Origin of the sequence: Pseudomonas wuhanensis, from assembly GCF_030687395.1 — a bacterium.
Taxonomy (GTDB): domain Bacteria; phylum Pseudomonadota; class Gammaproteobacteria; order Pseudomonadales; family Pseudomonadaceae; genus Aquipseudomonas; species Aquipseudomonas wuhanensis.
In genome coordinates, this window is sequence record NZ_CP117430.1 from 6386485 (window position 1) to 6406800 (window position 20316).

Genomic DNA, 20316 nt, shown 5'->3' on the forward strand with positions numbered 1-20316 from the left:
GCAAGCCCGCTCCCACAAGGATCGCGCTGAACCTGTGGGAGCGGGCTTGCCCGCGATGGCGTCAGTCCAGCCAACCTCAATTCACGAATACTGCACTTCAATTTCATCAAGCTGATGATCGAAGCTTTTCAGCCGTGCCGTCCACGTATACACCAGCACTTCAAAATCCCGATTGATCACCGCCCCGCCGGTCACTTCCGCGCGCGGGTCGCAGAAATCCAGCTGATAGCGTTCGCGGGCCATGGCGTTGGCGACATCGGACAGCTCTCGCGCATTGTTGAGCCAGTGCCAGCCCTCGTCGGCCACTTGCTTGTCCAGCGCCAGGCATTGTTTTTTCAAGGTTTCGAGGCTTTTTTCCAGCGGTGTACCGGTGAGTTCGCCCATCACCTCCTGGAACGTGCGCCCCGGTTGCCAGTAACTGCCCCAGAAATACCGGTCGAACACCGTTTCGACGCGACGCAAAGCCACCTTGGTGTCCCAGATCAGCACCAGGGTCTTGCCTTGTTCGAGTTGTCGTTTCTTGATGCGCTGGTTCTGAAGCGAAGCCCACGCGACCACCACGATAGCCATCACGGCGATCAACGCCGCCGCGCTGTCGAGGAATATCAGCGCCGTGTCGAGCTGGTGGGCCAGCATGATGCCGTAGAAATAGGTGGCCGACAGCAAAACCAATGCCGCAATGGCGCACCAAAAGCCGGGAGCGTAAGGGTTTTTCATTATTAGATCCCCATGACCAACGCAAGCCTTGATCGACGGGTTCGCCGCGCGCCCCCATCAAATCAAAGCATAGCAACGGCCTCAGGGTTTGCCGGGTTGTGACCCTTGCGTTCGTCCGCTTTCCCAGCCGCCGCCCAAAGCAAGGAACAAATCGATCTGGCTCATCGCGACTTGGGTGTTGGCCGAGGCCAGTTGCGCCCGTACGTCGGTGTAGGTGCGGGTGGCTTGCAGGTCCGCCAAAAACGACTCGCGACCGGCCTGAAAGAAGCGGTGGGTCTGGTCTGCCGCCCGTTGTGCCGATTGCTCGGCGTCTGCCAACGCATCGCGGCGTTGAAGCTGCGCGGAATATTGCGCCAGGCCGGTCTGAGTTTCGCGGATGGCGTTGAGCACCACGCCATCGAAATGCGCCAGCGCGCCTTGGGTCGCGGCCTCGGCCTCACGGATTCGCGCGCGGGAGCCGTTGGACGGCACGGTCCAGCTCAGCAACGGGCCGAAGCCCCAGCGATTGGTCGCCGGTTTGCCGAGGTTTTCCAGTATCCCGACGGTGCCAACGCTCGCGCCAATGCTGATGTCCGGGTACAACTCGCCGGTTGCAATGCCAATCCCGGCGGTCGCGGCCGCCAATCTGCGCTCGGCCTGCCGCACGTCGGGTCGACGCTTGAGCAGCGTGGCGCCGTCACCTACCGGTAACAATTGCGCAATTTTCGGCAGCTCGGCGCAGTCACTGGTGCCCGCAGGCAATTGCTCGACCGGTTTGGCCAGCAGCATCGACAAGCGGAACAATCCGACCTGACGTGCGGCTTCATAACGTGGCAATTCGGCGCGCAAGGATTTGAATTGGGTTTGCGAACGGGTGACCTGGGTTTCATCACCGCGCCCGGCATCGCGCAAGCGCTGGGTCAGCGTGGTGCTCTGGGCCTGCAGATCGAGGGAATGCTGAGCGATCTCCCGCTCTTCGTTGGCCGCGCAGACTTGGGTGTATGCCCGCACCACATCGGCCACCAGGGTGATGCGCGCGGTGTCCGCTGCCGCCTGAGTCGCATCGGCATTGGCTTTGGCCGCTTCGATGCCGCGTTGCAACGTGCCGAACAGGTCGAACTGATAGGACGTGGTGATACCGATATCGCCGACGTTGGCCACCGGCACTTTATCCGCCAGCAAGAACGCCTCGCCGGACTCCTGCAGACGCTGGGCGCCGACTTTCACGCCGCCGCTCCAACCACCCGCCGCCTGCGCTTCGTCGACCTGAGCGCGAGCCCGCGAAAGATTCGCCGCCGCCACCCGCAGATCGGTGTTGGAGGCCATGGCCTGCTGCACCAATTGGTCCAGACGCGGGTCCTGATACAACCGCCACCAATCGCTGGGCACCGGTGCCGAGACGACATTCTTGCCGTTCACCGCCAGCTCGCCCTGAAAGTCTTCACGGTGCACGGCGGCCTCGACCGGCAAGTGATAATCCGGCCCGACCACCTGACAGGCCGACAGCAGCAGCCCTAACCCGGCCACTGCCAAACCCCAGGCCCTGCTCATTTCGCTGGCTCCCCGGATTGATCGTCGATGATCGACACCGTGGCCGTGCGGCCGGCAATCATGCGGAAGTCCGCTGGCACCTCGTCGAAAGCGATTCGCACTGGAATCCGCTGCGCCAGCCGCACCCAGCTGAACGCCGGATTGACGTTGGGCAACAGGTTGCTGCCGCTGCTGCGGTCGCGGTCTTCGATGCCGGCGACAATGCTTTCCACATGCCCGCGCAGCCGAGCGCGGTCGCCGACGACCCGAATATCGACGCTCTGGCCGACATGAATGCCGTCCAGTTTGGTTTCTTCGAAATAACCGTCGATGTGGAACGAGTTGCTGTCCACCACCGACAACACCGGCCGTCCGGCGGTGACGAACTCCTGGGAGCGCGGCGCCCGGTCGTTGACGTAGCCATCCACCGGGCTGCGGATCACCGAGCGGTCGAGGTTGAGTTGAGCGCTGTCCACCGTCACCTGCGCCTCCATCAACGCCACTTCGGCGCGGGCAACACGGGATTGGCTCTCTTCCAGTTGCTCGGCCGGGACCAGATTGCCCAGGCCCCGGTTACGCTTGGCCTCGCGCTGGGCCTGGGCCAGGGTTTCCTGGCGGTCGGCGACGGCCGCTTTTGCCTGGCGCAGTGCCAGTTTGAAACGGTCCTGATCGATGCTGAACAGCACCTGGCCGCGTTTCACCCATTGGTTGTCGCGCACCTCTACTTGCTGGATCAGGCCGGATACATCCGGAGCAATCTGCACGATGTCGGCGCGGATGTGGCCGTCCCGGGTCCAGGGCGCGAACATGTAATACATGACCATGCGCCAGACCACGACAACGGCGAAGGTCACGATCAACAGCGTCAGGACCACGCGGCCGAGGGTCAAAAAAGGTTTTTTCATGTCATCAGGTATCGACTGAGTGAGTCCACGGCGCCGAGCAGCACAGCGTAGAGAGCCACGTTGAACAATGCCCGGTGCCAGACCAGACGGTAAAAGTGCAGGCGCGTCAGCACCCCGTGCACCAACAGGAACAACACGTAGGTAATGCCCATCAGCACCAGCAGCGTGGGCAGGAACACCCCGCTGATATCCAGATCACCGATCATAAAGGCGCTCCATCGATGCCATGGGGAAGCGGTTCTTCGAGTTCGCCCGTGCCGACAAACTCGACGCCCGGCAACAGCGCCAGACGCAGGCCGCTCAAGGCGTGCAGCAGGTGCAGACGGGTTTCGTCATCACTTTGGCCGCCGAGGGCGCGACGGGTGCGATCAAGGGTCATCAGCAACGGGCTTGGCGCCGGCAGACGTTCGTCAGCCTTGAGACAGGCCTTGAAGTACTGACCGACTTCGGCCACCACCTGCCGCAGCAACGTTTGCGGCGCACCAGACACTCGCGGCGAATAGGCGAGCAGGTCCAGCAGGTTCAGCGCCACGCGCACTTCCCGCAGCGCGATGCCGGTGTCCTGGCCGGTCATGGCCAGGCGTGGCAAATGCTGCATCAGGCGATCGAGCATCTGCACCCCCATGTGCCGGTGTTCGGCCAGCGTGGCCGGCTCGGTCAGGCCGACGATGTCGCGCCAGCTGAAACGGGTCAGGCGCTTGGCCGCCAGTTCCGCGCCGAATGGCCGGGCGATCAGGGTCCAGACGAACGCGAACAGCAAGCCCATGGGTCCGGCCAGATTGGAGTTGGCGAAGCTGAGGAAGTCCGCGTCGTAGGCACCCTGAATGCTGATGAAAGACGACGTGTTGACGATGGTCAGCAGCATGCCCAGATAGAAACGCGGCTGCACCGTCAGGGTGCCAACGCAAATGAACGGGATGGCGAAGGCCAGCACCAGCATCGGGAAGTCATGCAGGTTCGGCAGGATCAGAAACAGATAAAGGCTGGCGAACAGCACCGACATCGCGGTCCAGAAAAAGAACCGGTAGATCTGCGGCGCCGGGTCGTCCATCGAAGCAAAAAAACTGCACGCCACCGCCGCCAGGATCACCGCGCTACCGCCGTCGGTCCAGCCGAGCAGAATCCACAGCACCGAGGCGACGATGATGGCGGTGACCGTGGATGCGGCCGAATAGAGCATCAAGCCACGGTCGAGAAACGGCGACAGCCGACCAAGGCGCCAGTGCCGATACACCGCGCGCCAACTGTCCTGGCTCTCGCACTGGATGGCGTGTTGCAGGCTGCGGCAGTCTTGCCACACATCGATCCATTCGCCGAGGCGATACAGCGCGTTGGAAAACAGCAACTGCTTGCGATCGTCCAGCGACTCGGCACTCGGTTGCAGCACTTCGAGCTGGTTTTTCAGGGCCTGCCAACGGTCGAGGTCCGCGTCTTTGTGGTCGAGCCATTCGGCGGTCGCGGTCAGCAGTGGCGCGAACTTATCCACAAGCTCCGGCGTGCGCCGCTCGAGGGCATAGAGCGCATCGTCGAGGGCGTCGATCACCGGCAGCAGATGGATCATTCGCCCGCGCAGTTCCTTGGTATTACGCACTGTCTGCGGGCGCGCTCCTTCATGAGGCAGCTGACCGATCATCAATTCCAGACTGTTGAAGTTCGCCACCATCGATGAACGCAGGGCGCTGACTTCGTCCGGCTGCACGTTGCGGCTGAGAAAGCGCAGGCTGTAGGTCGAGGCATCGGCGAACCATTTATTCACCGAATCGTTGAACACCGGCGCCAGTCGCCGTGGCCAGAACATGGCGCCGACCACCGCCGCAACAGCGATGCCGAGGAAGATTTCTTCGGTGCGCGCTTCGGCTACGTCCCATACCGCCAGCGGGTTATCCACCACCGGCAGGGCGATCAGCGGCAAGGTGTAACCGGCAAGCATCAAGGCGTAGCTGTTGGCAGTGCGCAGGTGCAGGGACAGGAACAGTAAAATCCCGGTCCACAGCGCGATGACCACCACCAGCACATAGGGGCTCTGCACAAACATCGGCACGAAAAAAACCGCCGCCGCCGCACCGAGCAAAGTACCAACGGCGCGGTACAACGCCTTGGAGCTGGTAGGGCCGACGAACGGGCTGGAAACGATGTACACCGTGGCCATCGCCCAGTACGGGCGGGGCATTTGCATGAGCATGGCGATGTACAGCGCAATCATCGATGCCGCGAACGTGCGTACACCGTAGAACCAGTCGCGCACCGGGGGCACGCCGGTGAAAAATCCGCTCACGGGTGGGCCACCGCTGGATGGTTGGCCGCTTCGAAAGCTTTCAGTACCCGCAGCGCCGCTTCCAGATCACTCGGGGCGATCCCTTCAAGTACTTCATGACGCAAACGCACCAACTCGATTTCGACTGCCTGCACCAGCTCGCGACCGGTCTCGGTCAGACTCAGGCATTTGGCGCGGCGGTCATGGGCGTCTTCGGTACGGCAAACGTAACCGGCATGGCACAGCTGATCCAGCAAACGCACCAGAGAAGGACTCTCCATCCCCGCCGCCTGCGCGACCGTCACCTGCCGCACACCCTCGCCCAAACGCCCGATCATCAACAACGGCACGGCGCAGGCTTCGGAGATTCCATAGTTGACCAGCGTGGTCTGGCAGATCTTCCGCCAATGCCGGGCGGCCACCACCATGGAGCTGCTGATGTTCATCTGGAGAGCGGCGAGGTTCTTTGGCACGAGGGGATGCACACACTGTTAGTTTGCTAACTATCAATATGGCATTGGAGGGGAAAGCTGGTCAAGTTTTGAAACAATTCTCATGCTGGCAAATGAGTTTTCACAGATCCTCAAGACTGATTGGTTCGCCAGTTTCCTGATTGCGAGCGCGGATGAGAGGTGCAAGGGCGAAATCATCCAGACGGTCCAGCATCGCTTCATAGAGATCTGCCGAAACCAGATACGTCCTGATTCGATTGTTATCCACCACCGCAACTGGCCCGGCTTGTGTATCCCGCAAGACAGCACCGATGTTTTTAGCAAACGCGGAGATGCTGATGATTCTTTCGGCCAAAACATACTGCATGAGTCAGTCTCATCTTGGGATTTGTCGCCATGGAAGCTACTTCAAGCAAGTTAATAAGACCCAGAAGAAACCTGTGACGAGGTTTTTCATTTACACCCCCCGCCCCTTCCTCAGCAGCACATCCAGCTGATCCACCACCTCCGCCCAATCCGCGTCATCCAGAATTTCCTCACGCAGCAGCTCTGCCTGGCTCTCGCTCCAGAAGAACGCGTCCGCCAGGTGCAGTTCGGGTTTGAGCGGTGAATGGGTGGCGATGAATTTATCGATGCTTTCGGCGTCATCAGGCAGGCCGAGTTGTTTGAAGAGAGATGGGAGGCTGTGGGTAGGGGATTCCATGTCGGGCTCCTTTGTTTGATTGGGCAACAGCGGCGCGGCCATTCGCGGGCAAGCCTCGCTCCTACAGGAACGAGGCTTGCCCGCGATGACGGTGGTTATGTCGATGCTATGCCGACTGACTCAACTCGCAGACCTCGGCATGCGGCACCATTTTCAAGTATTCCGGTACGCTCATGTGTACCAGGTTGTTGTGGTTGCCGGCTTCGAGGTAGATGTCTTGCTGCCGGGTCAGCAGTGGGTCGATGACCATGTCCATTCCATAGGACTCGCCCAGTGCAGGCACGGCGCCGCGTTCGCAATCGTCGAACAGGCGCGGCAGATTGCTTTCACGAGTGACTTGCCATTCGCTGCTGCCACGTACTTTGCTCAGGTCCAGATGACGACTGGCGGGCAGCACGGCCATCAGGTAATGCCCGTGGCGATCGTCGAGGATCACCGATTTGGCCACCCGTTCAGCGGGAATGCCCGCGAGCCGCGCCGTTTCAAGGCTGCTGGCCGAGTGCGGATGGGAAACGATGTCATATTCGCAGTGCGCCTTTTCCAGGCTGTTCTGCACGGTTCTTGCCATACGCATGATGCACCTCGGTGTCCGCCACAACGCAAGGCGGGCGATGGTTGGAATTTTCTCTCCATTAAAAGTCTAGGCCCGCTGGTGGAATCTGGAGGGAAATCCGCCCGTCGGGCGCGGTCGACAGCTGGTCAAAATTCATACAGCCACAGGCTCAACTAGACTTGTACACAGAGCCATGACCGGCTCGCGGACGGATGACTCTCCCGGAGGGTCAAGTGAACATGCGTTGCTGTGCAATTGCGCTGCTGCTGGCCCTGAGCGGACCGGTTTTCGCGGCGGACACTCTCGTGGTGCTGGTTCCCGACCCCATCGGGCTCTGGCTGATCACATTCGGCATTGCGTTTCTGATCGCCGAGGCGGCCTTGCCCAATTACGGCGTGGTCGGTCTGGGCGGCCTTGTAATGTTCGTGATTGGGGCGGTGATTCTGACCAACACCGAAGTCCCCATTCCCTTGATGATCGGCCTGGGACTGATCAGCGCATTGCTGCTGACTTTCCTGCTGATCCGCGCCTTGAAAACCCGACCGCGCCGCAACGTCACCGGCGACGACGAATTACTCGGCAGCGTGACGCCAATAACGTCGTTGCAGGGCGGTAATGCATACATCGGCTGGGTGCATCTGCAAGGCGAGCAATGGCAGGTTTCAAGTGAAACACCGCTGCAACCGGGTCAACAGGTCCGGGTGGTGGCACGCAAGGGTCTATTGCTGGAAGTGGTCGCGGCTGACGCGGCGCCCGCATGAACAATGATGGCGGAGAATAGTCATGGGTCTGCAACTGGGTTTTGCCGCGCTCCTGTTATTGCTGATTGCACTGGCGGGGTCGACCTTCCGCATCCTGCGCGAATATGAGCGCGGCGTGGTGTTCCAGCTCGGACGCTTCTGGCAGGTCAAGGGGCCTGGGCTGATCTTGCTGATCCCGGCGGTTCAACAAATGGTTCGTGTCGACCTGCGGACCGTGGTGCTCGACATACCGCCACAAGACGTGATCACCCGCGACAACGTCTCGGTCAAGGTCAACGCGGTGCTGTATTTCCGCGTGCTCGATCCGCAAAGGGCGATCATTCAGGTCGAAGACTTTCTCATGGCCACCAGCCAACTGGCGCAGACCACATTGCGGGCGGTGCTCGGTAAACATGAACTCGACGAATTGCTGGCCGAACGGGAACGGTTGAACATCGACATCCAGCAAGTGCTCGATGCGCAGACCGATGCCTGGGGTATCAAAGTGGCCAACGTCGAGATCAAGCACGTGGACCTCAACGAATCGATGATCCGCGCCATTGCCAGACAGGCCGAGGCCGAACGGGAACGTCGGGCCAAGGTGATCCACGCCGAAGGCGAATTGCAGGCCTCGGAAAAACTCATGCAGGCTGCCGAAATGCTCGGCCGTCAACCCGGGGCCATGCAATTACGTTACATGCAGACGCTGAGTTCGATTGCCGGGGACAAGAGTTCGACCATCGTCTTCCCGCTGCCGATCGAGTTGCTCAAGGGGATGGCGGATTTGTCGTCGAAGCCTTGATGCACCGATGACCTGTGGCGAGGGAGCAAGCTCTCTCGCCACAAAAGCCATTTCAATCATATTTTGCGCAATTGCTCCACAGCCTTATAAGGCTCTAGCGCCCATTGTTGTATGTGTTCATTAAGCAGCACCGAGGCTTCACGATGCTTGCCATCGCTGTCATCGACAAATGCCTGCGACGGCTGCTTGGCATGTTGCCCCACCGCCGCAAACACTTGCCTGCGCTGCTCGATATCCAATGCAAAGAACGTTGCCAACCGCCCCGCCATGGCCTGCGGCAGTTCGCTGTAGTTCACCGCCAAGCCGCCAAACACCCGGCATTGCGCCAACCCCGATGCCAGCAACCGCCCCAATCGTCGGGCGATGTAATCCTCACCGCTGCTGAACGGAAGTTCGTCATCCAGCACGCTGGCGCCAATCAACCCCGGCACCATATGCATACCTGGGCGACGCAGATGCGAGACGGCAATTTCCAGTGGATCGCAATAAAGAAACAACCACGGTGTTTCGGGGAAGCACTCGCGCAACAATGGCAGTTCACCAATGTTCCAGGCGTCGAGTTTAATCACCGGAAACCCAGGTGCCGATCGGCGAAGGAGCGTTGGGAATTGGCCTTGAGCTCCGCTTCGGCAACGCCCAGGGCACGCTCGGCCACATCGGCCTGAGCCTTGAGCGTGGTGCTTTCGAAGCGCAGCAGCAGGTCGCCGGTTTTCACCGTCTGGTTGGGTTTGACCAGAAACTCGGCGATCACCCCGTCCAGCGGCGCCGCGACCACACGACCGCCCAACGGGACGACTTCGGCCGGTGCCAGCACCGATTGGCGCACCGGGATCAGCAACCCGAGCAACAACACGGCAACCAGCGCCACCTGACGCTTGCGCGTCCAGCGCAATCGCCAGGGTTTGCGCGGTTGCAGCGCCAGCCAGGCGTGACTGTAAGTGTCACCCAGTTGCGACAGCAACACTTGTTCAGAAGGGTTCCACGGCACATCCCGCGCCAGCCACAGACCGCCGAACACCTCGCCCTGATGATCGATCAGCGGCAGCCAGAACACCTGAGCGGCTGACAGACTTTGCCAATCGGGTTGGCGTTGGGCAGCGCCGCTACCAGCAGCAAGGTCTGGCTGCCTTCGTCGATCCGCGCACCGAGGCGTTTGACCGTGGCATCCAGCGGCTGACCGGTTTCATCGGGGACAAAACTGAAGGTCTGGCCGGGCTTGAGCTTGCCCATCCAGCGTGACGGCACCAACAGGTGAATTTCCAGGGTGCGGTTGTCGACAACGTCCAGCAAAGGCGTGCCAGCGGCGACGCTTTCGTAGCGCTTGACCTTGCGCTCGACGACCTGACCATCGAACGGCGCCACCACGCTGCAACGCTTGACCTGAACTTGATAAACCTGAGATTGCGCCTGAGTTTCGCTGACCTTGGCCTCGGCCCGCGCCACTTCAAAGCGCCCCACCGAATTCAACGCCGCCAGTTGTTTGTTGTGCGCCAGCTCTTCACCAGCACCACGGCTGGCGGCCTGAGCCGCGTTGAGCTGAGCCTGATAAGCCGAACAGTCAAACCGCGCCAGGGTATCGCCCTTCTTGAACGACTCGCCCTCACTGAACGGCAACTCGACAATCCGCCCGGACAACTCACTGGCGAGCACAGCCTGATCCCGGGCTCGCAACACACCACGGGCCTCACTGCTGGCTAACGCGTTACCGCCGACCGCGTTGCTTTCCAGCAACGGATCGTCTGGCGCAGGCGTTTGCGCCTGTACTACGCACGTTACAAAGGTCAATCCAATAACCCAAATACGAAAACGCCGCATAACCGTTACTCCCTGACGGATGAGCGGAGTCTAAGACAGCGGGGGTGAGCGTCAAGCGGATGGCCATCATTGGTTGAAAGAGCGTGCTCGCTGATCAGTATTAATTGCCTTACAAATCATCCAGAAGGCGCAACAGATCTAGCGCTGCGCCGTCTCTGCCACCGGATACACCGACTCCCATCCCCCACCCAACGCCTTGTACAACCCCACCATCGCCAACGACACCCCGGTCGAGCTCTCGACCCACTGCTGCTGGGTTGCCAGCAATTCACCTTGCACGGTGAGGACGTTGACGAAATCCACCACCCCTTCGACGTACTGCTGTTGCGCGGTGCGCAGGGCGATCTGGTTTTGGCGCACGGCTTCGGCGAGATGATCGCGGCGCAACTGGCTAGCGTTGTAGGCGGTGAGTTGATCGTCGATTTCATGCCAGGCCCGCAGCACGGTTTGCTGATAGGCCAGGGCCGCTTCCTGTTGCTGAGCTTCGCGCAAGTGCAGCATGCCGCGCAGGCGACCGCCGTCGAACAGCGGCAGGCTGAACTGCGGGCCGATGCCGAACGAGCGCGAGCCCCACGAGCCGAAATCGCTCAGTTGCATGGCTTGTGAGCCGATGTTGCCCGACAGGGTGATCCGCGGATAAAAGTCGCCCTTGGCCACGCCGATGCTGGCGGTCGCTGCATGCAGACGGGCTTCGGCCTGACGGATGTCGGGACGGCGCTCGGCCAATTGCGAGGGCAAGCCGATGGCGACCTGACGCGGGGTTTGCGGCACCGGGGCGTCTGTGGATAACTCGGCGGACAGCGCTTGTGGCGGTTCGCCCATCAACAGGCTAAGGGCGTTGATCAGTTGCGACTGAAGCTGCTCCAGCGCCGGCAAACGTGATTCGATGGCCTCGACTTGCGCAGCGGCTTCGGCAACGTCCAGATCCGTCGCCACACCGTCGGCCAGACGCAGTTGCGAGAGTTTCAAACTATGCCGGGCGACGTCGAGGTTTTGCTCGGTGACGGCCCGGGTGCTTTGCACGCCGCGTAGCTGAATGTAGTCCTGAGCGGTTTCGGCGAGCACCGACAGCAGCACGCCGCGACGATCGTTTTCCGCCACTTCCAGCGTGGCATCGGCGGCTTCGGTTTCACGGCGCACACGGCCCCAGAAATCCAGCTCCCAAGAGGCGGAAAAGCCTGCGTCCCACAGGTTGAACGCCGAGTCGCCGTTATTGCCCGACGGATCGTTCAGGCCTTCACCACTGTTGCGTTTGCGCCCGTAGCTGCCGGTGGCGGCGGTGTTGGGATAGCGGTCGGCGGTGATCACCTGGCGCGCGGCGCGGCTTTGCTGCAAGCGGCTGCTGGCGAGTTTCAGGTCGAGGTTGTCGGTCAGGGCGCGTTGGGTCAGGGCCGAGAGTTTTGGGTCGTGGAATATCTCCCACCAGCGTTCGTTCATGTCGGTAGTTACTGCTTCACTGGCGGCGGCTTTGGACGGTTTCGACCATTCGGCCACTTGTTGCGGCTGAGGTTTTTGGAAGTCCGGGCCGACGGTGCAGGCACTCAAAGAAAACAGGCTCAACACAAAAACCACTGAATGAATGCTGACCCTGTGGCGAGGGAGCTTGCTCCCGTTCGAGTGCGCAGCACTCGCAATTTTTGGGTCCGCTTCGCAGACCAACGGGAGCAAGCTCACTCGCCACAGGGATGTGCGATTAACAATGTTCATCGCTGCGCAACCTCATGCTCGCTGGCGCTTGCCGTATCAATCCTCGCCTCCACCGACATCCCCACCCGCAACCGCTCGGCCAGTGGTTGCCCTGGCTCCAGAATGATTTTCACCGGAATCCGTTGCACAACCTTGGTGAAGTTGCCGGTGGCGTTGTCCGGTTTGACCGAGGCGAAGGTCACGCCCGTAGCCGGTGCGATGCTCTCGACGCGGCCGCGCAGGGCTTCGCCGCCGAGGCTGTCGACGTGCACTTGCACGCTCTGCCCCGGCTGTACGTCAGTCAGTTGGGTTTCCTGAAAATTGGCAACCACATACGCCCGCTCCAACGGCACCACGGCCAGAATCTTGCTGCCCGGCGTGACATAGGCGCCGACCCGCACCGCGCGCTCGCCGACCATGCCGTCCTGGGGCGCAACAATGCGCGTATACGACAGCTCATAGCTGGCCATTTCCAGCGCCGCTTGCGCTCGTTTCAGCCCACCTTCGGCCGCATCACGCTGGGCGGTCAGGATCTCAACCTGCTTGCGTTCCGCTGCCAGCACCGCCGTGGCATTGGCCAAGCGAGCGGAGGCCTGATCGATGCGCGTGCGCGCTTGCTGAGCATTCTGCACCGTGCCGGCGCCTACGCCGGCGAGATGGTTGTAGCGGTTCAATTCATGCTCGGCGAAGGCCATTTCAGCCTTCGCTGAAACCACCGTGGCCTGGGCCTGAGCGATCACCGATGTCTGACGCTCCAGGGTGGCCCGAGCGTTCTGCAACTGCGCCCTGGCCACCAGGGTTTCCGCGTCGGCGGCCTCAGCGGCAGCGCGTAGATCGCGGTCGTCGATCAACGCCAGTAGCTGCCCGGCCTTGACCAACTGGTTGTCTTCCACCAGCACGTCCTTGATGAACCCCGCCACGCGCGGCGCCACCCGTGTGAAGTCCGCCGAGACGAAAGCATCGTTTGTGCTCTGCTGTGTACGCTTACCGAACACGCCCGGCGCCAGCAGATAAATCAACACGCCGAGCGCCATCACTGCGGCAATGCCGACAGCGAGTTTTTGCTTTGATTGAGTCGTCATAAAAACCTTCTGTTTCAGTGAAGCATTCAAGTCGGCGCGCGCGGTGGATAGATCCGCGTCGGCAGCCAGAAAATCAGCAGGATCAGCGTCACGGCGACACCGGCCATGCACAGATAAAGATCGGAGGACGTCAGCACCAGGGCCTGTTGATGCAGTCGATGAGCCAGGCCCGCGCTGTCGCTGTCGACCAGAGGTGAATTACCGAGATTGTCCACCAGCATGGTCGAGTGGAAATGCAGCCTTGCGGTGGTCAGCGACTCGATCACACCGGTGGCAATCACCGCCGCCAGGCCTTTCACGGTATTGAACCAGGCCGAAGCGAACGGCCCTTCCATCGGAGTGATGCTGCCGGTAGAGAGCATCAACAGCGGTAGCACGGCCATGGGCTGACCGAAAATCTGCAGCCATTGCAGGACGTAGAAATCGTCGCGAATCCACGCCGACGTCAGCTGCGAACCACCGAGGCAAGACAGCGCCAGCATGCTCAGGCCGATCCCCAGCACCCAGCGGCAATCGACCCAACGCAGGTTGCACAGTGCCGCCACCAACGGCAGCGCGATCAACTGTGGCAGTGCCGCCAGCAGCATGATCGGCGCGGTCTGCACCGGGCGATAACCCTGGACCTGAGCCAGGTAACTGGAGGGAATGAGAACCACCGCGAGCAACACCACCAGTACGCCGGCCAGCGTCAACAGCGCGAACGACAGGTTACGGATACCGAGCATCTGTAACTTGAAGAACGGAATCGGCTGCGACCATTCATTGATCAAAAACAGCACCAGCAACAGCAGCCCGCCGCCGAGCAGTCCACAGATCAGACTCGACTCGAACCAGTCCAGCCGATTGCCTTGCAGGATGCCGATCACCAACATGCAGATCGCCGGAAAGCCCAGCAGCAAGCCACGCCAGTTGAACTGCTTGAAGCGTTCCAGCCGCAGCGGATCCTGGGGCAAACCGTAAGCCACCGCCGCCATGGCAATCAGGCACGGCACGACGATTTGCCAGAAGGTCCATTGCCAGCCGACGTACTCGGTCCACAACCCGGCCAGCGGCGTGCCGAGACCGGGGCCGAAGGTGGCCGTCAGGGCATAACCGGCCAGGCCATAGAGTTTCACGTTGGCCGGCAGAAACCGCAGGGCGACGGTCATCAGCATCGGCGGCAACGCGCCGCCGGCCAGGCCTTGCAAGGTGCGCATGACCAGCAAGCTTTCGTAATTCGGGGCGAACGGGCACAACACACCCAACAGGGTGAACGCGCTGATCGCGTACAGGGTGAAGCGCCGCAACGAAAACGTCACCGAACACCAAGGGGCAAACGCCATGGCGGCCACCGAGGTTGCGGTATAACTCGCGACCAGCCAGGTGCCTTCGTCGTAACCGATGGCCAACGCGCCGCGAATATCGGCCAGGGCGACCTTGGTCACCATCTCGTTCAGGCCTGACACCAACACCGCCAGCAACACGCCCACCAGACCGATGATGATTCGCGGGCCGAAGACCGGTGGCGCGACGGCGGCCGCTGGTTTGGCCGCGGCGAGAGGCGCCGTGACCGTGAGGGAAGTCATGTACTGCAAGCTCCGGAAGGGGAATACCGAAGCATTTTAGGGAGCGTGGAAGCTTACGAAAATTGACTTATTGGCAGCTTATAAGTGCGTTCTATGCAGCAATTAACTCCGGAAAACGACACAGATCCCTGTGGGAGCGGGCTTGCCCGCGAAGAGGCCATCACCTTCGACATAAATGCTGACTGACACACCGCTTTCGCGGGCAAGCCCGCTCCCACAGGGGCCGGTGATCAGCCTCAGATTGGCTGTGCAGCCAACCAGGTCTCATCACAACAGGCCTTGAGGGTTTCGCGCATCCAGCGATGCGCCGGGTCCTTGTCGAAACGCGGATGCCAGGCCTGGGTCAGCATCAGGGTCGGCAACGGAATCGGCAGGGTGAACGAGCGCAGTTTCAAGCCCAGGCGCCGCACGCTCAGCAATGCCTCCTTGGGCACCGGCAGGATCAGGTCGGAATCCGGCAAGGCGAACATCGCCGCATGGAAACTCGGCGCAATCACCGCCACCCGCCGCTCCAGCCCCAAGGCGTTGAGCGCCGTGTCGATCGGCCCGCGGGCAATCCCCCGGCGCGACATGCTGATATGGGAAAAACCGGCGTACCGTTCGGCGGTGATTTCTTCATCGAACAGTGGGTGATCTTCACGCACCAGCCCGACAAAGTGGGTGGAGAACAGGTTCTGCACCTTCACTTCCGGCATCAGCGGTCGATTGTTGCTGACGCTCAGATCGATGCGTCCTTCGCGCAAGGCTTCGTCGTCTCCATCGCCCTCGGGGACAAAGCGCAATTCGCAATGCGGGGCCTGGCGTTCCATCGTGTCGAATAGCTTGCCGCCGTAGACGCCAACAAAGAAATCATTGGCGCGAATGCTGAACCGTCGGCGCAAACTGCCCAGATCCACATCATCGGCGGAGCGGAATAACAACGCGGCCTGCTCCACCAGGTTCCGCACTTGCTCGCGCAACTCCAGCGCCTTGGGCGTCGGCACCAGACCACGACCGGCGCGCACCAGAATCGGATCGCCGATGGCCTCGCGAATCCGCGTCAGCGTCCGGCTCATCGCCGCCGGACTGAGGTTCATCCGCCGCGCAGCGCCCACCACACTGCCCTCATCGAGCAAGGCGTCGAGGGCGACCAACAGGTTCATGTCCGGGAGTTGCATGCTGAGCACTCGTGTCTGATCTGGATTGATTCAGACGCAATGCTAGCAAACATCCTCCTGACTGATGTATTGGCAGGTCTGGCGCCATCGCGGGCAAGCCCGCTCCCACAGGGTTCTGTGTCGAACACATAGTCCGCATCCACTGAAGATCACTGTGGGAGCGGGCTTGCCCGCGATGGGCATAGGTATCTACACATCTCTAAAGTCTTCGGCTGGCCACCCAGCCGATGGCCTCTTTAGCAAAACCCGCCAGTTCCTGGGGCGTGTATTGCTCCAATGTCTCGCACATGGCCAAAAGCATGTATAAACCGGCCAGCAGCGCGGAAGCCGTCACCGGCTGCGAGCGCTTCATCTGTCGACCAGACAGACGGACCAAAAAATCCCGTGTTTGCTCAGCAAACTCCCCCTCAGCCCGCATCAGACGCCAACTGACGGCACATGCCTGACTGGCGATCAACAGCCGTTTGAACACCGCTTCACCGCTCTCTTGCTGCCAGTTTTCCAGCTGATGCCCACCCCCTTTAAGCAGTTTGAAGTAGGACTCGATACGCCAGCGCCAGTAATACCAGAGCGCCAATCGTTCATCTGCGACCTCTTGCTCAAGGTTGCTCAGCAAATACCATTCGGCCAGCAGGTGACCATCGGCTCCCAGTATTCGGCTCACGACGAGCCGGGCCGGCAACGGCTCACCAGACTTGCGCAGCGTCTTGCGGTCGGCCCTGTCTTTGGTGAAAGGCTGGGCTTGGCGAGTCAGCACGACGGCGGTTTCTCCCACCCATTGAATGGCCGGTTTTCCTTTGTAGTCCACCTTGCGAGTTTTGCGGTAAGTCATCTCGCGAGCAATTTGACTCAGGGCCCTGGATTGACCTGCATGACTGGCCGTGGAACCGGCCTTGACTCGCACCAGCCATTGCCGACCCTCGGCCTGCCATTGCCTCAGGTGAGCGACCGAATCAGCCTCTCGATCCACGATATGGACAAGCGGCTTGGCAAAATTCTGCTGTTCCAGCCAAGTGATACGTTGTGTCAGTTCATGCAGATGCTTCTCAGGGACCAGCACTTCTTCGGCTCGCGTGCTGAGCACGCCGTCCTTGGTCGCCAGATTTTGAGCGGGAGTACAGATCGGTGCACCGTCACGGTCGGTGACCAGCAGGCTGCTTTGCAGCTCGTACCCGATATCGCCTCGGTGGGTCATTTGCAGGCGATCAGCCTTGCTGTGGTGGTGCATGTAATTGAGCCGAGACCAATCGTGCATGACCAGCGCGTAATCATCACAGTCATCCCGACAACCCTCGTGGGCTAACGCCAGCAGCGGTTTAACCAGGTCAACGGGCCGAACCCGGTCATTGCTCAAAAATCGCCAAAGGGCTTGCGTCTGTGCAAAAGCCTTGTCGCTTCGCGGCAAGGCTTTCATCCCGGCGGCCAGCGCCGGTAGTCCATTACTGTGTCCCATGACTAACTCGTCGTATCGTTTTGTCAGTCGGGCATCTAGCCCGGTCATTTGATATCCATGCCGTCCCTTTATAGACCAGGATCGGGAGATGTGTAGATACCTATGCCGCGATGGGGCCAGATCAGTCACCGCAAAACTCAGCGCTGCATCCCCCACCGCTTCACAGTAACCCGCTCCAACGTATCAAACACCAGATTCTCCACCAGCAACCCAATCAAGATCACCACCGCCAACCCGGCAAATACCTTATCGGTGTACAGCTCATTACGGTTCTGGAAGATGTACCAACCCAACCCACCCTTGCCACTGGTAGCGCCAAACACCAATTCAGCAGCGATCAGCGTACGCCAAGCGAAGGCCCAGCCGATTTTCAGCCCGGCGAGGATCGACGGCAGCGCGGCCGGGATCAGAATGAACAGCACGAAACGCATGCCCTTGAGGCCGTAATTGCGCCCGGCCATGCGCAAGGTTTCCGAAACGCCAAGAAACCCGGCATAGGTGTTCAAGGCCAACGCCCAGAGCACCGAATGCACCAGTACAAAAATCAGGCTGTTCTGCCCCAGGCCAAACCACAGCAGCGCCAGCGGCAACAGCGCAATGGCCGGCAATGGATTGAACATTGAGGTCAGCGTGCTCAGCAGATCACGACCGAACCGGGTCGATACCGCCAGCGTCGTCAGGACAAACGCCAGAACGATGCCGATCAGGTAACCCTTGAGCAACACAACCAGCGAAATCCACACCTTGCCCAGCAGTTCGCCGCTGAGCAGGCCATCCTGCAGCGCGCTGGCGGTTTGCAAAAAGCTTGGCAGCAGCAGGTCGTTGTTCTGATATCGAGCGACGGCCTCCCAAAGCACCGCGAGCAAAATCAGAATCAGGCTTTTGCGTAGCCAGCCCTGCTGCCAGAGACGCTGACCGAGCGGCAATTCACGCTCCAGCGGTACGCTGGTCAGCGGCTGCAAAACAGTTTCGTACTCTTTACGCGCAGATGATGAATGGCTCATCGGGCAATCCTCCAATGGCTCAATAAGCGATGCGAATGTCGGCGAAATCCAGCTCCCGCTCGGTTTCCGGCGACTGACCTTCATCAAACAGCAGCCGATGAATCCGCCGCGCCGATTCCTGGAACGCAACGCCACCCAAGCTGTGCAAGTCGTATTGATGGCTGTGGACTTCCGCCCGCACCCGACCCGGATGGGGCGACAGCAGCAGGATCCGGTTGCCCACCACCAACGCCTCTTCGATGGAGTGAGTGACGAACAGCAACGTGAAGCGCACCTCCTCCCAGAGCAGCAGCAATTCTTCCTGCATCTTGCGCCGGGTCAGCGCGTCGAGGGCAGCGAAGGGTTCGTCCATCAACAGGATTTTCGGTTGCATCGCCAGAGCGCGGGCGATGGCCACGCGAGCTTTCATGCCGCCAGACAAGGTATGTGGATAGGCATCGGCAAACGCCGCCAGGCCGACTTTGTCCAGATAGTGCAGCGCACGCTCTTCAGCTTCGCGGCGTTTGAGGGTTTTGGAAGCGAGCAGCGGAAACATCACGTTCTGTTTGACGGTTTTCCAGGGTGGCAGTTGGTCGAACTCCTGGAACACCACAATCCGGTCCGGCCCCGGCGCATCGACCCGCTGGCCTTGCAGGCGAATCTCGCCCTCACAGGGCTGAATGAACCCGGCAACGGCTTTGAGCAACGTCGACTTGCCGCAGCCAGAAGGACCGAGCAGCACAAAACGGTCCGCCGGATCGATCTCGAAACTGACTTGATGGGTCGCTCGAACCACACGCGCAGGCGTGCGGTATTCCAGGCTGACCTGGTCGACCGCCAGCAGCGCTTGCGCTGCCGCGACCGGATTGCTGGCCGCGTGGCCTTGCAAAAGGGCGTTCATGTCGGTCAGCTCCCTTGCAGCGGCTGGGCGTCCTGGAAGAAGTAGTCCTTCCACGAATCCGGTTTGTTTTTGATCGCACCGACGCGATAGAGGAACTCAGCCAGCGGGTAAGTATTTTTCGGCGTGATGCTGAATTCGAACTGCGGGTTGTCGATGATTTTCAGCAACGCCGCGCGGTCGATTTTGGCCTTGGTGACGCGGATATAGGTGTCGGCCGCCGCGCCTTTATCGTTCTGCGCAAACTCGGCCGCTTCGGTCAGCGCGGCGATGAAGGCTTTGTAGGTTTTCGGGTTCTCGTTGCGGAATTTTTCGGTGGCGAACAGCACGGTCGGCGAGTTCGGGCCAAGCAAGTCATAGGTGTTCAGCACCACATGCACGTTGGGGTTTTCCAGCGCCTGATCCTGGAACGGCGGGTTGGAGAAATGCCCGCTCAACTCGGTGCCGCCGGCGATCAGTGCCGCGGTGGCATCCGGGTGCGGAACGGCGATGGTGTACTTGTCGAGGCGATTGAATTCCTTGTCGCCCCATTGCTTGGCCGCCGCGTATTGCAGGAAGCGCGACTGCACCGAGACCCCGACCGCCGGCACCGCAATGCGGTCCTTTTCGGTGAAGTCGGCGATGGTTTTGACCTTCGGATTATTGCTCACCAGGTAGTAAGGGAAGTTGCCCAGGGAAGCGACGGCTTTGACGTTCTGCTTGCCGTGAGTGCGGTCCCAGATGGTCAGCAGCGGGCCGACGCCGGCACCGGCAATGTCGATGGAACCGGAGAGCAATGCATCGTTGACCGCCGAACCACCAGAGAGCTGAGTCCAGTCGACCTTGATGTCGATGCCTTCCTGCTTGCCGTACTTCTCGATCAGGTTCTGATCACGCACCACGTTGAGCAGCAGATAAACGATGCCGAACTGTTCGGCGATACGGATTTCACCTTCGGCATGGGCCACGGTCGGCGCCAACAGGCTGCCGGCGAGCAGGCTGAAACCCAGGCCGATAGCAGCGGCCAACGGTGCAAATGGAAGACGTTTGGACATGAGGGTTC

The 20316-nt window shown here is 60.7% G+C and carries 20 protein-coding genes and 2 pseudogenes; 2 read left to right on the plus strand and 20 right to left on the minus strand.

Going from position 1 to position 20316, the window contains the following annotated elements:
• Positions 1-81: 81 nt before the first annotated feature.
• From PSH88_RS29425 to PSH88_RS29465, 9 genes are all read right to left on the minus strand, one after another.
• Positions 82-717 (minus strand): NADH:ubiquinone oxidoreductase subunit N, encoded by a 636-nt coding sequence (locus tag PSH88_RS29425; protein ID WP_305424261.1) that lies wholly within the window; start codon positions 715-717, stop codon positions 82-84.
• A gap of 81 nt (positions 718-798) precedes the next feature.
• A complete protein-coding gene (locus tag PSH88_RS29430; RefSeq protein ID WP_305424262.1) occupies positions 799-2247 on the minus strand; it encodes an efflux transporter outer membrane subunit in 1449 nt (482 codons plus the stop codon).
• Positions 2244-3131 (minus strand): efflux RND transporter periplasmic adaptor subunit, encoded by an 888-nt coding sequence (locus PSH88_RS29435; protein WP_305424263.1) that lies wholly within the window; start codon positions 3129-3131, stop codon positions 2244-2246. The genes PSH88_RS29430 and PSH88_RS29435 overlap by 4 nt, the downstream gene beginning before the upstream one ends.
• Complete coding sequence (locus tag PSH88_RS29440) at positions 3128-3337, minus strand: DUF1656 domain-containing protein (RefSeq protein WP_018929385.1); 210 nt, start codon at positions 3335-3337, stop codon at positions 3128-3130. Before PSH88_RS29440 ends, PSH88_RS29435 begins: the two co-directional genes overlap by 4 nt.
• Entirely contained in the window at positions 3334-5406 is a 2073-nt protein-coding gene (locus PSH88_RS29445; protein WP_305424264.1) for an FUSC family protein, read from the minus strand. Before PSH88_RS29445 ends, PSH88_RS29440 begins: the two co-directional genes overlap by 4 nt.
• Entirely contained in the window at positions 5403-5831 is a 429-nt protein-coding gene (locus tag PSH88_RS29450) for a MarR family winged helix-turn-helix transcriptional regulator (RefSeq protein ID WP_305427073.1), read from the minus strand. The genes PSH88_RS29445 and PSH88_RS29450 overlap by 4 nt, the downstream gene beginning before the upstream one ends.
• A gap of 127 nt (positions 5832-5958) precedes the next feature.
• On the minus strand, positions 5959-6204 hold the full coding sequence (locus PSH88_RS29455) for a type II toxin-antitoxin system Phd/YefM family antitoxin (protein ID WP_305424265.1): 246 nt from the start codon (positions 6202-6204) through the stop codon (positions 5959-5961).
• A gap of 90 nt (positions 6205-6294) precedes the next feature.
• A complete protein-coding gene (locus tag PSH88_RS29460; protein WP_008068578.1) occupies positions 6295-6540 on the minus strand; it encodes a DUF2789 domain-containing protein in 246 nt (81 codons plus the stop codon).
• Between the two features lie 106 nt (positions 6541-6646).
• Positions 6647-7114, minus strand: a complete 468-nt coding sequence (locus tag PSH88_RS29465) for an aminoacyl-tRNA deacylase (RefSeq protein WP_305424266.1) — start codon at positions 7112-7114, stop codon at positions 6647-6649.
• Between the two features lie 212 nt (positions 7115-7326).
• On the opposite strand from PSH88_RS29465, the gene PSH88_RS29470 reads away from it, so the two are divergent.
• A complete protein-coding gene (locus PSH88_RS29470) occupies positions 7327-7854 on the plus strand; it encodes an NfeD family protein (protein ID WP_305424267.1) in 528 nt (175 codons plus the stop codon).
• Between the two features lie 22 nt (positions 7855-7876).
• The gene (locus tag PSH88_RS29475) at positions 7877-8635 is read left to right on the plus strand and encodes a slipin family protein (protein WP_305424268.1); all 759 of its coding nucleotides are present in this window, start codon (positions 7877-7879) and stop codon (positions 8633-8635) included.
• Positions 8636-8691: 56 nt separating this feature from the next.
• On the opposite strand, the pseudogene PSH88_RS29480 reads toward PSH88_RS29475, so the two are convergent.
• From PSH88_RS29480 to PSH88_RS29530, 11 genes and pseudogenes are all read right to left on the minus strand, one after another.
• A pseudogene (locus PSH88_RS29480) lies at positions 8692-9204 on the minus strand (sulfotransferase family protein); the annotation flags it as partial.
• Between the two features lie 17 nt (positions 9205-9221).
• Positions 9222-9722, minus strand: a pseudogene (locus PSH88_RS29485) (HlyD family secretion protein); the annotation flags it as partial.
• The gene (locus tag PSH88_RS29490) at positions 9671-10450 is read right to left on the minus strand and encodes an efflux RND transporter periplasmic adaptor subunit (protein WP_305424269.1); all 780 of its coding nucleotides are present in this window, start codon (positions 10448-10450) and stop codon (positions 9671-9673) included. The pseudogene PSH88_RS29485 and the gene PSH88_RS29490, both read right to left, overlap by 52 nt.
• A 138-nt stretch (positions 10451-10588) precedes the next feature.
• Complete coding sequence (locus PSH88_RS29495) at positions 10589-12157, minus strand: efflux transporter outer membrane subunit (protein WP_305483433.1); 1569 nt, start codon at positions 12155-12157, stop codon at positions 10589-10591.
• On the minus strand, positions 12154-13218 hold the full coding sequence (locus tag PSH88_RS29500) for an HlyD family secretion protein (protein ID WP_305424270.1): 1065 nt from the start codon (positions 13216-13218) through the stop codon (positions 12154-12156). Before PSH88_RS29500 ends, PSH88_RS29495 begins: the two co-directional genes overlap by 4 nt.
• A 26-nt stretch (positions 13219-13244) precedes the next feature.
• On the minus strand, positions 13245-14783 hold the full coding sequence (locus PSH88_RS29505; protein WP_305424271.1) for an MFS transporter: 1539 nt from the start codon (positions 14781-14783) through the stop codon (positions 13245-13247).
• Positions 14784-15019: 236 nt separating this feature from the next.
• Entirely contained in the window at positions 15020-15940 is a 921-nt protein-coding gene (locus PSH88_RS29510; RefSeq protein WP_305424272.1) for a LysR family transcriptional regulator, read from the minus strand.
• 199 nt (positions 15941-16139) lie between these two features.
• Positions 16140-17441, minus strand: coding sequence for a transposase (locus PSH88_RS29515; RefSeq protein WP_305424273.1), 1302 nt, complete (start codon positions 17439-17441; stop codon positions 16140-16142).
• Positions 17442-17530: 89 nt separating this feature from the next.
• On the minus strand, positions 17531-18397 hold the full coding sequence (locus PSH88_RS29520; RefSeq protein WP_007906397.1) for an ABC transporter permease: 867 nt from the start codon (positions 18395-18397) through the stop codon (positions 17531-17533).
• A gap of 19 nt (positions 18398-18416) precedes the next feature.
• Positions 18417-19277: an ABC transporter ATP-binding protein gene (locus PSH88_RS29525; protein ID WP_305424274.1), complete on the minus strand. Its 861-nt coding sequence runs from the start codon at positions 19275-19277 to the stop codon at positions 18417-18419.
• A 5-nt stretch (positions 19278-19282) separates the two neighbouring features.
• Positions 19283-20308 carry an ABC transporter substrate-binding protein gene (locus PSH88_RS29530; protein ID WP_305424275.1) on the minus strand — a complete coding sequence of 342 codons (1026 nt, stop codon included), beginning with the start codon at positions 20306-20308 and terminating at the stop codon, positions 19283-19285.
• Between the last annotated feature and the right edge of the window lie 8 nt (positions 20309-20316).

Bases quoted from the DNA above. Each gene is read 5' to 3' on its own strand.
- PSH88_RS29425 (WP_305424261.1), bottom strand. From the start codon at position 717: ATGAAAAACCCTTACGCTCCCGGCTTTTGGTGCGCCATTGCGGCATTG.
- PSH88_RS29430 (WP_305424262.1), bottom strand. From the start codon at position 2,247: ATGAGCAGGGCCTGGGGTTTGGCAGTGGCCGGGTTAGGGCTGCTGCTG.
- PSH88_RS29435 (WP_305424263.1), bottom strand. From the start codon at position 3,131: ATGAAAAAACCTTTTTTGACCCTCGGCCGCGTGGTCCTGACGCTGTTG.
- PSH88_RS29440 (WP_018929385.1), bottom strand. From the start codon at position 3,337: ATGATCGGTGATCTGGATATCAGCGGGGTGTTCCTGCCCACGCTGCTG.
- PSH88_RS29450 (WP_305427073.1), bottom strand. From the start codon at position 5,831: ATGAACATCAGCAGCTCCATGGTGGTGGCCGCCCGGCATTGGCGGAAG.
- PSH88_RS29455 (WP_305424265.1), bottom strand. From the start codon at position 6,204: ATGCAGTATGTTTTGGCCGAAAGAATCATCAGCATCTCCGCGTTTGCT.
- PSH88_RS29460 (WP_008068578.1), bottom strand. From the start codon at position 6,540: ATGGAATCCCCTACCCACAGCCTCCCATCTCTCTTCAAACAACTCGGC.
- PSH88_RS29465 (WP_305424266.1), bottom strand. From the start codon at position 7,114: ATGCGTATGGCAAGAACCGTGCAGAACAGCCTGGAAAAGGCGCACTGC.
- PSH88_RS29475 (WP_305424268.1), top strand. From the start codon at position 7,877: ATGGGTCTGCAACTGGGTTTTGCCGCGCTCCTGTTATTGCTGATTGCA.
- PSH88_RS29490 (WP_305424269.1), bottom strand. From the start codon at position 10,450: ATGCGGCGTTTTCGTATTTGGGTTATTGGATTGACCTTTGTAACGTGC.
- PSH88_RS29495 (WP_305483433.1), bottom strand. From the start codon at position 12,157: ATGAACATTGTTAATCGCACATCCCTGTGGCGAGTGAGCTTGCTCCCG.
- PSH88_RS29500 (WP_305424270.1), bottom strand. From the start codon at position 13,218: ATGACGACTCAATCAAAGCAAAAACTCGCTGTCGGCATTGCCGCAGTG.
- PSH88_RS29505 (WP_305424271.1), bottom strand. From the start codon at position 14,783: ATGACTTCCCTCACGGTCACGGCGCCTCTCGCCGCGGCCAAACCAGCG.
- PSH88_RS29510 (WP_305424272.1), bottom strand. From the start codon at position 15,940: ATGCAACTCCCGGACATGAACCTGTTGGTCGCCCTCGACGCCTTGCTC.
- PSH88_RS29515 (WP_305424273.1), bottom strand. From the start codon at position 17,441: ATGACCGGGCTAGATGCCCGACTGACAAAACGATACGACGAGTTAGTC.
- PSH88_RS29520 (WP_007906397.1), bottom strand. From the start codon at position 18,397: ATGAGCCATTCATCATCTGCGCGTAAAGAGTACGAAACTGTTTTGCAG.
- PSH88_RS29525 (WP_305424274.1), bottom strand. From the start codon at position 19,277: ATGAACGCCCTTTTGCAAGGCCACGCGGCCAGCAATCCGGTCGCGGCA.
- PSH88_RS29530 (WP_305424275.1), bottom strand. From the start codon at position 20,308: ATGTCCAAACGTCTTCCATTTGCACCGTTGGCCGCTGCTATCGGCCTG.